Below are 13,497 nucleotides of genomic sequence, written 5' to 3'. Positions count from 1 at the left end.
TTGTCATGAATATAAGGACATTAGTCGGTAATGGTATTTTAGCGGCATTATATATTGCTGTTTCTATGCTTATTCAGCCATTTGGCTTTACCAGTGTACAGTTTCGTATTTCAGAGATGTTTAATCATCTCGTTGTATTCAATAAGAAAGCAATTTACGGGATTGTATTAGGTGTATTTTTAACGAATCTCTTTTTCTCACCTATGATCGCTTATGATTTAGTATTTGGAGTAGGGCAATCCATTCTTGCATTACTTGCAACTATTATTTCTATGCGCTTCATTAAAGGTGTTTGGGCTCGTATGATTTTTAATACAGTTATTTTTACAGTCACAATGTTTATGATTGCAATTGAACTTCATCTTGCGTTTGATCTGCCATTTTTATTGACATGGCTAACTTGTGCAGTTGGTGAATTTGTTGTAATGGCAATTGGTATGCCTGTCATGTACTGGATTAATAAGCGAGTGCAATTTGAAAGATTTATGCAATAGATGAAAGAGCTATTCCTATAGGGATAGCTCTTTTTGTATGTAATCACATTGAATATAATGCTGTGACTCTTGATACAATATAATAAAATAAAGTGAGGCTTTCATTAGCTGGCTACATATAAGAAGTCTTATAAAAGGGGAATCTAGTATGAAATATAAAATTCATTGGTTGTATAAAACGAAGCGCGGTTTGCAGACGGAATTAACGACAGATTATATGAACATAGAAGATGTACTGCAATTTGCAGAGGATTTTGAGAAAACAGGAAGAGTGAAAGAACTATCATTTTATGATGAAATGGATGCAGAATGGTCATTAAAGGAAATGAAAAAGCTGAGTAAGCAAGTGGAGGAAGATCCGCAAGAAATTCAAGTTTATTTTGATGGTGGTTATGATGTACAGACGAAAGAAGCTGGGGTTGGTATATGTGTATACTATAAAAAAGGAAATACAAATTACCGAATTCGTCGCAATGCATACATAGAAGGCATATATGATAATAACGAAGCGGAGTATGCAGCATTATTATACGGGATGAATACACTCGAGGAATTAGGAATTAAATATGAAGCAGTTACACTTCGTGGAGATTCTCAAGTTGTACTGCAGCAATTAGCTGGTGAATGGCCTTGCTATGATGAACATTTAAATCATTACTTAGACCAAATTGAACAAAAAGCGAAGCAAATGAAATTAAAGCTTGTTTGTGAACCGATATCTAGAAAACAAAATAAAGAGGCACATCAATTAGCAGCGCAAGCATTAGAAGGGACGACAATTGATAGTCATAAAGAAATAACCGAATAGAGAGGTGCACACGTGAAGAAGAAGCAACTCATTACAGAGGTAAATGACTTATTAGAAACGTATTGCGGAGGGTGTTTCTTGCAGGAACATAATCGAAAAAATCATAGTAAATACTATGCCCATTCTTTTTGTATACGGCAATGTACGGTTGGAGAGAAGTTGAAAAAGTATGGGGAGCAATTGTCATAAAAAAACATCCAGAGAATTTTCTCTGGATGTTTTTTAGTGCTTCGCTTCGTGTAATTGATGCTCGCATTTACTTAATTTTTTTTCTTCATTCATTAGAAATGGCTCATCTAAATCCGTTGCAACGGATTTCATGATTTCAAGCTGAGAACGAGCCGATTCTACTGCAGTAGTGGCATGCTCTAATGTGTCTGGATCCATTGAAATTGTTGCAGAACCTACCATTTTTTGTGCAGTTTCTACACGGAATTTTACTTCTTCAAAATCATTTACATGTGACCCCATTGTTATTGCCTCCTTTGTATTTTGCGCATTTCACATAGTTTTTGCTCTGGAAAACGGAAATATACAAAGGAATAACAAAGGAGGTTACCAAGTAAGGTAACCTCCTGTCATATGTGGGATTAAAGTTTTGCTACGTTAGCAGCTTGAGGTCCACGGTTTCCTTCAGTAATGTCGAAAGATACTTCTTGACCTTCCTCTAAAGCTTTGTAGCCGTCGCTTTGAATAGCAGAGAAATGTACGAATACATCTTCAGAGCCTTCCATTTCGATAAATCCAAAACCTTTTTCATTGTTAAACCATTTTACTTTTCCTTGCATGTCACAATTCCTCCTAAAAACGATTCCTTTTTTCATTTAGTGAAATTCATCAAAAAATAATATAAATAAAAAATGCTATATTCTCGAATATTCTGCCAAATGATTAATTTAAATATACATGAATTGGTAGAATTTAGTCAAGTAAGCGTTTTTAAAATTTTGTATTTTGAATTAATTTTTTTCTCGAATTTTTAAAAAGGTATAGGACAAGCCGAGTATGTAATATTCTTAAGTGAATGCTGTACATAATGAGGTGAAAGAATGGATGAGTCTTATTTATTAGATAATGAAGGGATGAAAAATAGAGTCGACATACCGAATTGGGTTGCAAAAGAATTTCATGATTTTTCGAATGTCGTGCTAGAACCAACTTTTCCGTGTTATTTCGGTTTAACAGCTTTGAAGAAGAATGAACTTCGTTATTCATTTCTCTCTCATAATGATTGGGGGCATTTACCCAATACAATGTTATCTTTTTTGGAGTTAATGAAAGAACGGCCAATTGTAAGAAGAGGATTTTTTCTTTTTGTAGAGCCGGAATGTGAAGAGAAATCAATCGAATATTATCGAGATTATTTTTGGAAAGTACTACAATATTTACATGAAAACGATGATCAAACATGGCCGAAGCAAATTCCTGAAGATCCAGATCATTATTTATGGGAATTTTCATTTGGTGGTGAACCGATATTTGCGTTTGGAAATGCGCCGGCTTATAAACAGCGAAAGACTAGGCATTTAGGAAATTCTCTCGTTATTGGATTCCAGCCACGAACTATTTTCGAGGGCTTAGAAGGAGATCGTCCTAAAGGCTCATATTCGAGACAAATGGTTCGTGAGCGAGTTGAAAAGTGGGATCAGCTGCCGAAGCATCCTAACATTAGTCACTATGGCGATCCTGACCATCGTGAATGGAAACAATATTTTATTGGAGATGATATAGAACCGATTAAAGGTAAATGTCCTTTTCATCATAGGATACAGAAATAAGAGCCATCAACTGATGGCTCTTTTGTATATTTTGGATAAAAAAGGGTATTGTATTAGTGAATAATTTTTATGAAAGCTAGTCTATTTTCTTTATTTGCATCATTACTTAATAGTAAAAGAAGTAGAAAGGATAGAGCGATGTTTGGAGCAATTATACAACAAATAGTATTAGGTATTTCATTAGCTGCACCTGTAGGTCCGATTAATATTGAAATGTTAAAACGAGGAATTGAACGTGGATTTTGGCATGCGTGGATTGTTGGAATCGGAGGAATGACTGCTGATATTTTGTTTATGCTGCTTATTTATTTTGGTTTATCTTCTGTGTTTATGTATACATATGTACAAGCTTTTATGTATTGCGCTGGTTTTTTCTTGTTGTTTTATTTAGGGTTTCAAAGTGTAAAACAAGGAATTTCTCACTCTAATATGGAATATAAACAAGAAGAGATAGGTGGACTTAAACAATCTTTTATGGCAGGATTTCTAATTGCGATATCCAACCCATTAAACCTCGTTTTTTGGTTTGGTATATATGGAAGTACACTTAGCTCGTTGCTTACAAAGGTAACGAAACAAGAAGCTTTTTTGTACAGTCTTTGCATTATTGTTGGTATTATTTTGTGGAATTTAAATATTGCTTTTTCTGTACATTTTGGAAGAACTTTATTAAAGAAAAAAGCACTTGGCTATATTACAGCCGGAGCAGGTATTATTTTAGTAGGATATTCTATCCATTTTGCATACAAAGCTTTACAGTTGTTCATATAAGATTGAAGGGGAGATTTTTATGTATCGAACCACTATTGACGGAAAAGAAATTATCATCACTTTAGCACCAAAAATCCGAAAAGAAATTACTGATAGGAATCCACTATATGAAGCGGTATTTAAAAATGCAGCAAGGTTACTGCAAACGAAACAACCAACGTTTGCGGTAAATCATGAAGTATTTGGTCTCATTATTGGAGAAGTACAAAGAGGAGAAGTAACAGTGTTTGCAGTAGAACACATTATTCCGAAGCAAAATATATTTGGTCCGAACACTTTTTTCTCGACAATAGAACAGCAGGCAAATTTGTAAAGTGAATAGAATAAGAATGAAATAGAAAAAAATGGTCGTAACGATATGTTGCGGCTGTTTTTGTGGAAAAGGGGGAAGTAAGATGAAGAGAGTGGTGAAAGAGTTTTTTTTACAACATGATATTGTTATTATGTATAGTGTTCTATTAATTTTTATTATTATTTTAAAAATGCAATTTTTCACATGGATTGGTATGTTAGCGTGTATGTTTGGGATTGTTTTTTATACGTTTAACGAATATATGACACACCGTTTTTTATTCCATTTAAAGCCGCCTAAAAACGCATTTTTATTAAAAATGTTAAGAAGATTACATTATGATCATCACGTATATCCAGATGATTTAAAACTTTTATTTTTGCCTGTATGGTTTAGTATACCTAGCTTCACTATATATTTACTTATAACGTATGGTATTACAAAAAGTGTTACTGTTACACTTTCATTCGGAATCGGAATGATTATCATGCTCCTCGTTTATGAATGGAAACATTATATTGCACATAAACCGATTCGTCCCTTCACTAAGTTTGGAAGATGGCTAAAAAAACAGCACATATTACACCATTATAAAAATGAAAAGTTTTGGTTCGGAGTTTCAAATCCAGTATTCGATTTTATATTTGGAACACTTAAAGATGGAAAAGACGTTGAATTAAGTGAAACAGCTCGTAATTTAGAAAAGGAGACAAAGAAAGAAGTAGTGCGATAAGCACTACTTTTTTCTTCTATTTTAATGGGAATAAAAGTTTAATCGAATCAATCAAATTTTATGTTAAAAAAGTATATTGAAAATTTAGGAGAAAATGACGAAAAATGTCTATCGAAAAATCTTTGCAGGAATGTACGGATTGTCTAAAATGAAAATAAGTTTCTGAATATTTATAAAATTTAGTCTTTATGTATGCGAGGTGAATTGTATTTTAAGTTAAGAGAGGGGACCAGAGAATGAAACGAGATGATACGTCAGCACGTAAGTTAAAAAATGAGGTGAATTATACAGAAGTTGTTCAGTCTGAAGAGTTTCAATTGTTATTAAATACGAAAAAGAAGTTTATCATTCCGATGAGTATTTTCTTTTTAAGTTTTTTTATAGCACTACCTATTTTAACATCGTATTCAAAGGTGCTTAATACACCGGCGTTTGGTGATGTGACATGGGCATGGGTATTTGCTTTTGCGCAATTTATTATGACATGGTCATTATGTATGATTTACAGCAAGAAAGCCGAATCCTTTGATGAAATTTCGCAAAAAATTCTGCAAGATATGCAAAAAGGGAGGGGCTGAATTTGAATACTACTGCGTTTGCACTATTTTTAATTATTGTCCTTGGTACGCTCGTCATAACCTATTTTGCATCAAAAAAAACGAAAAATGCGAGTGAATTTTATACGGCTGGAGGGGGATTAACTGGCTGGCAAAATGGTCTGGCTATTGCTGGGGATTACATGTCTGCTGCGTCATTTCTTGGTATAGCCGGAGCGATAGCGTTAACTGGGTTTGATGGGTTCTTTTATAGTATCGGCTTTTTAGTTGCTTATTTAGTTGTTCTATATCTTGTCGCAGAACCGCTTAGAAATTTAGGGAAGTACACGTTAGCGGATATGATTGCGGCACGTTTTGATGCGAAAAAAGTTCGTGGTATAGCAGCGCTTAATACGATGACGATTTCAATTTTTTATATGATTGCACAATTAGTTGGTGCGGGTGCACTTATTAAACTATTATTAGGTATTGAATATACAACATCTGTATTAATCGTGGGTACACTTATGACTGTGTATGTTATTTTTGGAGGAATGACAGCTACGAGCTGGGTTCAAATTGTAAAGGCTGTACTACTTATGGCAGGGACATTTATTATTTCTGTTATCGTTTTCTCCAAATTTAATTTCAGTATGACTGAAATGTTCGCTCACATGAAAACTGCTACTCCATTAAAAGATTCGTTTTTAAATCCAGGAGTAAAGTATAAGGATGGTCTTGATACACTTTCTTTAAATTTAGGACTAGTCCTTGGTACAGCGGGATTACCACATATTCTTGTCCGCTTTTTTACAGTACGTGATGCAAAAACAGCACGTCAATCTGTTGTATATGCGACATGGTTAATTGGCGCGTTTTATATTATGACAATTTTCTTAGGGTTTGGAGCAGCAGCGTTTGTAGGAAATGAGGCGATTATTAAAGCAAACCCTGCTGGTAATATGGCAGCACCTTTATTAGCAAAAGCATTAGGCGGAGATTTCTTATTTGCTTTCGTATCAGCAATTGCTTTTGCAACTATTTTAGCTGTAGTAGCAGGACTTGTGTTAACAGCAGCATCAGCATTCGCGCATGATTTTTATAATGAGATTATCCGTAAAGGAAAATCAACGGAAAAAGAGCAAGTGTCAATGGCGCGTTATGCGTCTATTGGGGTGGCGATAGTATCTATTATACTTGCTTTATTTGCTCAAACATTAAACGTAGCATTTTTAGTATCACTAGCATTTGCAGTTGCAGCGAGTGCAAATTTACCGGTTATATTATTTACAATCTATTGGAAGCGTTTTAATACAACAGGAGCAATTTCTGGTATGATTGTTGGTCTTGTATCAGCGATTGTTCTTGTAGCGTTAAGTCCAAATGTTTGGAACCCAGTAGCTGGAAAAGCTATTTTTGTTGGAGAAGCGATATTCCCATATACGACACCTGGAATTATTTCGATCCCGCTCGGGTTTCTTGCAGCATATTTAGGAACTGTTTTCTCTAGTAAGAAAGAAGATGCAGCGAAATTTGATGAAATTCTTGTGAAATCTAATACTGGTCATGGTATTAGTGATGCTTCTTCACATTAAAAAAGAGGAGCTTTTCGAAATATAAGAAAAGCTCCTCTTTCTTTTGACATTTTCTTATAAATATTACTTTAATTTTGGTAGGATTTGTCTTGTGTTTGTGGAATGAAAATAGGCAGGGAGAAATTTAACTCATCATGGCACCAGCGCAGCTTTGTGAAAAATAAGTTGTTATGGAAGGTGGAAGAAATGATGAAGACAAAACAAACCGATGAATTATTAGCAAAAGATGAGCAATATGTGTGGCACGGAATGCGTCCCTTTAGTCCAAGTAGTACAATGGTAGGGGCAAAAGCAGAAGGGTGCTGGGTTGAAGATATACAAGGAAAAAGATACTTAGATGGTATGAGTGGTCTTTGGTGTGTAAATAGCGGATATGGAAGAAAAGAGCTTGCAGAGGCAGCTTATAAGCAATTGCAAACATTATCATATTTTCCGATGTCACAATCACATGAACCAGCAATTAAGCTCGCTGAAAAGTTAAACGAGTGGCTTGGTGGAGAGTATGTTATTTTCTTCTCTAATAGTGGATCAGAAGCGAATGAAACCGCTTTTAAAATAGCAAGACAATATTATGCTCAAAAAGGTGAACCGCATCGTTACAAATTTATGTCACGTTATCGTGGTTATCACGGAAACACAATGGCAACGATGGCGGCAACTGGCCAAGCACAACGTAGATACCAATATGAGCCATTTGCTTCAGGGTTTTTACATGTAACGCCTCCAGATTGTTACCGCATGCCAGAAATGGAATCACAAAATATTTATGATGTAGAATGCGTAAAAGAAGTAGATCGTGTTATGACATGGGAATTAAGTGAAACGATAGCAGCATTTATTATGGAGCCAATTATTACAGGCGGAGGTATTTTAATGCCGCCACAAGACTATATGAAAGCTGTTCATGAAACGTGTCAAAAACACGGAGCACTACTTATAAGTGATGAAGTTATTTGTGGTTTCGGGCGTACAGGAAAAGCATTTGGGTTTATGAACTATGACGTTAAGCCTGATATCGTTACGATGGCAAAAGGTATTACGAGCGCATATTTACCATTATCAGCAACAGCTGTAAAAAAAGAAATTTATGAGGCATTTAAAGGAACAGGAGAATATGAATTCTTCCGCCATATTAATACATTTGGTGGAAATCCAGCGGCTTGTGCATTAGCGCTTAAAAACTTAGAGATCATGGAAAATGAAAATTTAATTGAGCGCTCTGCACAAATGGGTTCGCTTTTATTAAATCAATTAAAAGAAGAAATCGGAGAACATCCACTTGTTGGTAATATTAGAGGGAAAGGGCTATTAGTTGGAATCGAACTAGTAAATGATAAAGCGACGAAAGAACCAATTGATAATGACAAAATTGCAAGTGTTGTAAATGCTTGTAAAGAAAAAGGGCTCATTATCGGACGCAACGGTATGACAACAGCAGGGTATAATAACGTATTAACATTAGCGCCACCGCTCGTTATTTCAGGTGAAGAAATTGCTTTTATTGTCGGAACGTTGAAGACAGCGATGGAACGTATTTAATAAATAGAACGAGAGGAGCGAGCTGTAATATAAGGCTCGCTTTTGTTTACTAGGAGGAGCTTTTAATGGAGAAATATGATCCTAACAAACATTATCACATTGGTTATTATGAAGACGGATATGATTTAGAAATAACAGCTTACAAAAGAATAAAAAAACCAGTTTGGGATGCTTATATTACACACTATGAGGTAGACAATTTTTATAAAAAGGTGGAGAAAATGAAGCTAGGTGAATATATAGATGATTATGGTATTAAAGTATATTCATTTAGTGATGATATCGATGATGAAGAAGCACGCTCCATTTTTGAAAAATGGTTAAAAACGAATGGAATTGTTTAAAGAGAAAATGAAAAAGGAGATTGCTATCTTTTAAGATAGCAATCTCCTTTTATTATAGTAAACTTATTTACTTGCTTTCATTGCTTTATCTTTTGCACCAAAAGTGTATTTTAACATTGGTGGTGTAATCATCGTTGTTAAAATAACTACGATAACGATTGCTGTAAAGTAATCTTGTGCTAATAGGCCAGAAGAAAGTCCTGTTCCTGCGATGATAAGTGCAACTTCACCACGAGAAACCATACCAGCACCGATAATTGCAGAAGACTTTGCATCAAATCCAGTGATTCGTGCACCGAATCCACAACCGATTAGTTTTGTGAATACAGCGATAACTGTTAATGCTAAGATGAACCAAATTTGATCGCCAATACCGTCAAATGTAATATTCATACCGATACTAACAAAGAATACTGGAACGAACATAGCGTAAGCAATTGGTTCTACTTTCTTTTCTACTTCATGTTTGTAGTTCGTTTGAGAAATAGCGATACCAGCTGCGAAAGCACCGATAATACCAGCAATTCCTAATAGTTCGCCGAAGTATGCGAACGAGAAACAAATGATAAGCGCAGCACTAACGATAGACTCAGATACGCGAAGCGGTGATAACCAACGCATGATTGCTGGAACACCTTTCCAACCAATTAAAATGATAGAAGCAAAGAATACTACTTTCTTCAAGATAATCATTGTTAAGTTAACGTCATCTGTGCCTAAGAAGCTCATTGCAAATGCTAATAAAATAACAACAAGAATGTCATCAAATACAGCGGCTCCAAGCATCGTCGTACTTTCACGTGTTTTCATTTTACCTAAATCACGAAGTGTTTGAACGGAAATACTAACACTTGTTGCACATAGAAGTAATCCTAAAAAGACAGCATTCCCTTGTTCCATACCGACAACAAGACCGGCAACGTAACCACCTACGAATGGAAGAACGATACCTCCAAGTGCAACAGCTAAAGAAGAATTACGATTTGCGTTTAATTCTTCTAAGTCTGTTTCAAGTCCTGCCATAAACATTAAAAGAATAACTCCGACATTACTTAATTGTGTTAGAAGCTCTGAATTTTCAATCCATCCGAATATAGCTGGACCGATAACGATACCAACAATTAATTTACCGAGTACAGAAGGTTGACCTAATCTAACACTAAGGTCACCAGCAAGCTTTGTACTTAATAAGATAAGTGCAATTTGAAAGAAAAATTCGAATTCCATTGGATCCTCTCCTCATCATTTTTTATTTTTATCATACGATTTCTCGGAATTTGCCTAATGATAATATGTAAAGATCCATTAAACAAAGGGTCTATTTACGAGTTCTTTTGAACTTGTAATTTGAACCTGTAATTAATATATAATAAAATTTATTAAAAATCAATGAAAAAATAGCAGATTTTCATGAGAGGATTCGTTTTAGAAACGGGGGATATAGATATATAATAGGAAGTAATAAAGTTTACATATAATGAATGGAGAAAGAAAAATGTTATTAAATCAACGTTTTACAATTGGGGAAATGGCGAAAATGCATAATATAGCGGAATCTAAATTACGTTATTATGATGAAAAAGGGATTTTTCATCCGTCAATTGTTGACCCTCAAACCAATTATCGTTATTACACAATTGATCAGTTTTCACTATTAGATACGATTAAATTTTTACGCCAATTGAACATCCCGTTAAAGGAAATAAAGAAATATATTGATGAACGAAATCCATCTTATGCGCTGAATTTACTTGAAAAACAACAAGAAATGATGCTGAAAAAACAAAGAGAAATCGAGTATGCTTTGGCAAAAATGGAACATAAAATCCATTTAATGAAGAAAGCGACGAAATCTGAAGCAAATCAAATTATTTATAAAAAGATACCGAAACGAAAAATTACAGCAATTGCAGTTGCACCAAATACAACGGATGATATGTTTGAATATTATATCCATTCGTTGCAAAAAAATATGAAGCAAATTGATAATAGTTTATTTTCAGGTGATATCGGTGTAACAGTTTCAAAAAAAGCATTAATGCAAAATGAGTTTCAAGCATATAACAGTGTGTTTATTTTATTGGATTACATGCCTTTTGAAGCGCATACTTCAGATGAAATAAAAGAAGGGATATTTGCCTGTTCTTATCACCATGGACCATATGAAGAAACAGACGCAACGTATACGGAATTATTAAAGCACATTGATAACGAAGGATATGAAGTGTGCGGAGATGCACTGGAACTTGCATTAATTGATTGGTCCGTAACAGAAAATCCGAAGGAGCAAGTAACGGAAATTCAAATACCTGTTGTTAAAAAATAGGCTTATATATTTTTCGATTCTCTATTGACCTTCAAGTAACTTGAAGGTTTAAACTGTGAACAGAGCATTGAAAAAGGAGCATTTATATGATGGAAACAACAGAAAAATTAAGAGAAAAACCAATTAAAAGTTTATTTATTACGTATTTAATACCAGCTGTTCTTGGGATGGTATTAATGTCGGTTAATATTGTGATTGATGCAGTCATGATTAGTAGAGGAGTTGGAGCGAACGGTTTAGCCGGAGTAAACGTAGCTATTCCAGCATTTTCAATTTTCTTCTCTATTTCATTATGGATTGGAATGGGCGGAGCAACGCTATATTCCATTGCACTAGGTGAAAATAAACTGGAAAGAGCAAGGTCTATCTTTACTCAATCTATGACAGTAGCAGTTGTTATCGTTGGCGTTTTAGCGGCTATTTGCTTATGGAGAATAGAAGATTTAGCATATTTATTTGGTGCGAATGAAGTGATTTTACCATACGCATTAGACTATTTACAGGTGTTATTAACATTTGGAATGATATACGTTTTAGAAAATATTTTAAGTACATTTATACGAAATGACGGAAATCCTAATTTAGCAATGGCAGGTCTTGTTGTAACGGCTGTATTAAATATAGTGTTCGACTATATTTTTATTTTTATCTTTGGATGGGGTGTAACTGGTGCTGCTTCAGCGACTATTCTTTCGGCAGCAATTGGTTTCCTTGTATTATTAACTCACTTCTTTAGAAAAAGTAGTATTTTAAAATGGACGAAATTCCACTTTGAATGGGATACGGTTAAACAAATTATGGTGATCGGTTTCCCAAGCTTTACAGCAGAAAGTACAGTTGCAATCGTAACGATCGGTTTTAACATTGCGTTCGTTCAATATGCAGGAGAACTAGGTGTAGCTTCTTATGCGATGGTGAATAGTATTCATGCAATGACATTGCTATTATTCTTCGGTGTTGGAGCAGCGTTACAACCAATCGCTAGTTTCCATTACGGTGCAAATTTATCAGAAAGATTGCGTGAAGGATTACAGTTTGCTGTGAAAATTGCGCTTGTACTCGGAGGCATTGCGATTGTTGTCGGTTTATTCTTCGGGAAATATATTATAGGTTTATTTAATGTTCAATCGCCAGAACTATTGGAGTTAACGTTAACAGGTATTAGTTTATTCTTTATTCAATATGTATTTTTAGGCTATAACATTGTGTATGGAGAGTATTTCCAATCAGTGCGACAAACGAAAAAATCAGTACTTATAATAATGAGCCGAGGTTTACTATTTGTTATCCCATTGTTATGGATTATGCCAAAAATATTTGGTATAAACGGAATTTGGCTCGTTATGCCAGTAGCGGAAGTATTGACAGCAATTATCGTATTTACGATGAATCGTATGAAACATCCTGTTCCGTTAAACATGGCGGGAGAGAAAGAAGCAATATAGTGAAGAAAATCCCCTTGAACAAGTAAGGGGATTTTTTCATTCTTTTAAACTAATCGCAAAAGATCCATCTGTCTCCTGCACAGAAGCGAAAGCAACGTTTTTAATATTTGTAACGCCTTTCTCCTTTAACTCTGCATGTAACCACTTTTCGTTTTTATGGATTAACTTTAAGTTATCGTATTGAATTTGTGAATCAACGATAAGAGCGATTGGTAACCCTGCATACTGAACTTCTATATTCATATCTTTCGGAGTCAAGGGTACGAGTTCTCTCTTTGGCAAAATACTTATAGATCCATTTGATTCTAAAATTGCATATTCAATTTCATGAACACTTGGATATCCTGCGACGCGAAGGTTAGAAAGCAATTCAGGGATCGGATATCTACTTTTTTGTAAGTTCTCAAAAATAATATCACCATGTTTAATTAAAATAATGGGGTGGCCGAGAATAAAACGATTTAGTTTGTTGAGTAGGCTTAATTTTGTAAGAAGCAAATGCAAACATGTAATAACGACCATACCGAGAAATGCTTGTAAAGCACCAGCGACTGGTATGGCTTGAAAAGCTAAATAAGATAAAAAGATAATAGCCCCAAAATCATGAGGAGTTAGTTGTGCTAATGCAGATTTACCAAGTAGCTTAAGTGATAGTAAAAATAAGATAAAAAAGAATGATACGTTACATAAAAAGAGAAGCAATAGGGACACTCCTTCGTGCGAAGTTGTACTTACTATTCCCGAAATTAATAGAAATATTACCTTTTGGAGGATAAATTAGGGTTAATTGGAATTTGTCTGTATACAAACGAATAAATGGATATTATGATGAAGGA

The 13,497-nt window shown here is 34.6% G+C and carries 17 protein-coding genes; 13 read left to right on the top strand and 4 right to left on the bottom strand.

The genetic code is table 11. From position 1 onward, the window contains the following. The first annotated feature begins 5 nt into the window (after nucleotides 1-5). The 3 genes from JFT89_RS06095 (at nucleotide 6) to JFT89_RS06085 (ending at nucleotide 1,491) form a co-directional block, all read left to right on the top strand. Nucleotides 6-494 carry a QueT transporter family protein gene (locus JFT89_RS06095; protein WP_002011909.1) on the top strand — a complete coding sequence of 163 codons (489 nt, stop codon included), beginning with the start codon at nucleotides 6-8 and terminating at the stop codon, nucleotides 492-494. A gap of 148 nt (nucleotides 495-642) precedes the next feature. Further along, nucleotides 643-1,302 carry a ribonuclease H family protein gene (locus JFT89_RS06090; protein WP_002011908.1) on the top strand — a complete coding sequence of 220 codons (660 nt, stop codon included), beginning with the start codon at nucleotides 643-645 and terminating at the stop codon, nucleotides 1,300-1,302. A gap of 12 nt (nucleotides 1,303-1,314) precedes the next feature. Further along, nucleotides 1,315-1,491 carry a zinc-finger domain-containing protein gene (locus tag JFT89_RS06085; protein WP_002011906.1) on the top strand — a complete coding sequence of 59 codons (177 nt, stop codon included), beginning with the start codon at nucleotides 1,315-1,317 and terminating at the stop codon, nucleotides 1,489-1,491. Between the two features lie 33 nt (nucleotides 1,492-1,524). Here JFT89_RS06085 and JFT89_RS06080 read toward each other — a convergent pair whose 3' ends face one another. Then, nucleotides 1,525-1,773 carry a DUF2564 family protein gene (locus JFT89_RS06080; RefSeq protein ID WP_002011905.1) on the bottom strand — a complete coding sequence of 83 codons (249 nt, stop codon included), beginning with the start codon at nucleotides 1,771-1,773 and terminating at the stop codon, nucleotides 1,525-1,527. Nucleotides 1,774-1,892: 119 nt separating this feature from the next. Continuing rightward, on the bottom strand, nucleotides 1,893-2,090 hold the full coding sequence (cspB, locus tag JFT89_RS06075; protein ID WP_002011904.1) for a cold shock-like protein CspB: 198 nt from the start codon (nucleotides 2,088-2,090) through the stop codon (nucleotides 1,893-1,895). 261 nt (nucleotides 2,091-2,351) lie between these two features. On the opposite strand from cspB, the gene JFT89_RS06070 reads away from it, so the two are divergent. The 8 genes from JFT89_RS06070 to JFT89_RS06035 all read left to right on the top strand — a co-directional run bounded on the left by JFT89_RS06070 (nucleotide 2,352) and on the right by JFT89_RS06035 (nucleotide 8,890). Further along, the gene (locus JFT89_RS06070; RefSeq protein WP_002135349.1) at nucleotides 2,352-3,080 is read left to right on the top strand and encodes a YqcI/YcgG family protein; all 729 of its coding nucleotides are present in this window, start codon (nucleotides 2,352-2,354) and stop codon (nucleotides 3,078-3,080) included. Between the two features lie 138 nt (nucleotides 3,081-3,218). After that, nucleotides 3,219-3,851, top strand: a complete 633-nt coding sequence (locus JFT89_RS06065) for a LysE family transporter (protein WP_002030886.1) — start codon at nucleotides 3,219-3,221, stop codon at nucleotides 3,849-3,851. A 19-nt stretch (nucleotides 3,852-3,870) separates the two neighbouring features. Continuing rightward, complete coding sequence (locus JFT89_RS06060; protein WP_002011898.1) at nucleotides 3,871-4,164, top strand: hypothetical protein; 294 nt, start codon at nucleotides 3,871-3,873, stop codon at nucleotides 4,162-4,164. Nucleotides 4,165-4,246: 82 nt separating this feature from the next. Further along, nucleotides 4,247-4,876 carry a sterol desaturase family protein gene (locus JFT89_RS06055; RefSeq protein ID WP_098636196.1) on the top strand — a complete coding sequence of 210 codons (630 nt, stop codon included), beginning with the start codon at nucleotides 4,247-4,249 and terminating at the stop codon, nucleotides 4,874-4,876. A gap of 236 nt (nucleotides 4,877-5,112) precedes the next feature. Next, the gene (locus tag JFT89_RS06050) at nucleotides 5,113-5,454 is read left to right on the top strand and encodes a DUF485 domain-containing protein (protein ID WP_002011894.1); all 342 of its coding nucleotides are present in this window, start codon (nucleotides 5,113-5,115) and stop codon (nucleotides 5,452-5,454) included. 2 nt (nucleotides 5,455-5,456) lie between these two features. After that, on the top strand, nucleotides 5,457-7,007 hold the full coding sequence (locus JFT89_RS06045; RefSeq protein ID WP_207197188.1) for a solute symporter family protein: 1,551 nt from the start codon (nucleotides 5,457-5,459) through the stop codon (nucleotides 7,005-7,007). Between the two features lie 189 nt (nucleotides 7,008-7,196). Beyond that, complete coding sequence (locus tag JFT89_RS06040; protein ID WP_033706606.1) at nucleotides 7,197-8,546, top strand: aspartate aminotransferase family protein; 1,350 nt, start codon at nucleotides 7,197-7,199, stop codon at nucleotides 8,544-8,546. Between the two features lie 65 nt (nucleotides 8,547-8,611). After that, nucleotides 8,612-8,890 carry a DUF3986 family protein gene (locus tag JFT89_RS06035; RefSeq protein WP_201039673.1) on the top strand — a complete coding sequence of 93 codons (279 nt, stop codon included), beginning with the start codon at nucleotides 8,612-8,614 and terminating at the stop codon, nucleotides 8,888-8,890. Nucleotides 8,891-8,953: 63 nt separating this feature from the next. Here the strand turns inward: JFT89_RS06035 and JFT89_RS06030 are convergent, their stop codons facing one another. Beyond that, the gene (locus JFT89_RS06030; protein ID WP_002011888.1) at nucleotides 8,954-10,117 is read right to left on the bottom strand and encodes a cation:proton antiporter; all 1,164 of its coding nucleotides are present in this window, start codon (nucleotides 10,115-10,117) and stop codon (nucleotides 8,954-8,956) included. 268 nt (nucleotides 10,118-10,385) lie between these two features. Here JFT89_RS06030 and JFT89_RS06025 point away from each other — a divergent pair, with 268 nt between their 5' ends. Together JFT89_RS06025 and JFT89_RS06020 are read left to right on the top strand one after the other, a co-directional pair. Next, complete coding sequence (locus tag JFT89_RS06025; RefSeq protein WP_016094420.1) at nucleotides 10,386-11,216, top strand: MerR family transcriptional regulator; 831 nt, start codon at nucleotides 10,386-10,388, stop codon at nucleotides 11,214-11,216. Nucleotides 11,217-11,305: 89 nt separating this feature from the next. Next, on the top strand, nucleotides 11,306-12,661 hold the full coding sequence (locus JFT89_RS06020) for an MATE family efflux transporter (RefSeq protein ID WP_033707605.1): 1,356 nt from the start codon (nucleotides 11,306-11,308) through the stop codon (nucleotides 12,659-12,661). Between the two features lie 36 nt (nucleotides 12,662-12,697). On the opposite strand, the gene JFT89_RS06015 is transcribed toward JFT89_RS06020, so the two are convergent. Continuing rightward, a complete protein-coding gene (locus JFT89_RS06015; RefSeq protein ID WP_016094419.1) occupies nucleotides 12,698-13,363 on the bottom strand; it encodes a DUF421 domain-containing protein in 666 nt (221 codons plus the stop codon). Between the last annotated feature and the right edge of the window lie 134 nt (nucleotides 13,364-13,497).

Origin of the sequence: Bacillus sp. TH25 (assembly GCF_016650935.1) — a bacterium.
Lineage (GTDB): Bacteria > Bacillota > Bacilli > Bacillales > Bacillaceae_G > Bacillus_A > Bacillus_A mycoides.
This window is presented reverse-complemented; position numbering and strand designations above follow the sequence as displayed.

What these genes read in the sequence shown, in the direction of transcription:
- JFT89_RS06095 (WP_002011909.1), top strand. Translation starts at nt 6, where the DNA reads ATGAATATAAGGACATTAGTCGGTAATGGTATTTTAGCGGCATTATAT.
- JFT89_RS06030 (WP_002011888.1), bottom strand. Translation starts at nt 10,117, where the DNA reads ATGGAATTCGAATTTTTCTTTCAAATTGCACTTATCTTATTAAGTACA.
- JFT89_RS06025 (WP_016094420.1), top strand. Translation starts at nt 10,386, where the DNA reads ATGTTATTAAATCAACGTTTTACAATTGGGGAAATGGCGAAAATGCAT.
- JFT89_RS06020 (WP_033707605.1), top strand. Translation starts at nt 11,306, where the DNA reads ATGGAAACAACAGAAAAATTAAGAGAAAAACCAATTAAAAGTTTATTT.
- JFT89_RS06090 (WP_002011908.1), top strand. Translation starts at nt 643, where the DNA reads ATGAAATATAAAATTCATTGGTTGTATAAAACGAAGCGCGGTTTGCAG.
- JFT89_RS06055 (WP_098636196.1), top strand. Translation starts at nt 4,247, where the DNA reads ATGAAGAGAGTGGTGAAAGAGTTTTTTTTACAACATGATATTGTTATT.
- JFT89_RS06050 (WP_002011894.1), top strand. Translation starts at nt 5,113, where the DNA reads ATGAAACGAGATGATACGTCAGCACGTAAGTTAAAAAATGAGGTGAAT.
- JFT89_RS06035 (WP_201039673.1), top strand. Translation starts at nt 8,612, where the DNA reads ATGGAGAAATATGATCCTAACAAACATTATCACATTGGTTATTATGAA.
- JFT89_RS06070 (WP_002135349.1), top strand. Translation starts at nt 2,352, where the DNA reads ATGGATGAGTCTTATTTATTAGATAATGAAGGGATGAAAAATAGAGTC.
- JFT89_RS06060 (WP_002011898.1), top strand. Translation starts at nt 3,871, where the DNA reads ATGTATCGAACCACTATTGACGGAAAAGAAATTATCATCACTTTAGCA.
- JFT89_RS06080 (WP_002011905.1), bottom strand. Translation starts at nt 1,773, where the DNA reads ATGGGGTCACATGTAAATGATTTTGAAGAAGTAAAATTCCGTGTAGAA.
- JFT89_RS06040 (WP_033706606.1), top strand. Translation starts at nt 7,197, where the DNA reads ATGAAGACAAAACAAACCGATGAATTATTAGCAAAAGATGAGCAATAT.
- JFT89_RS06065 (WP_002030886.1), top strand. Translation starts at nt 3,219, where the DNA reads ATGTTTGGAGCAATTATACAACAAATAGTATTAGGTATTTCATTAGCT.
- cspB (WP_002011904.1), bottom strand. Translation starts at nt 2,090, where the DNA reads ATGCAAGGAAAAGTAAAATGGTTTAACAATGAAAAAGGTTTTGGATTT.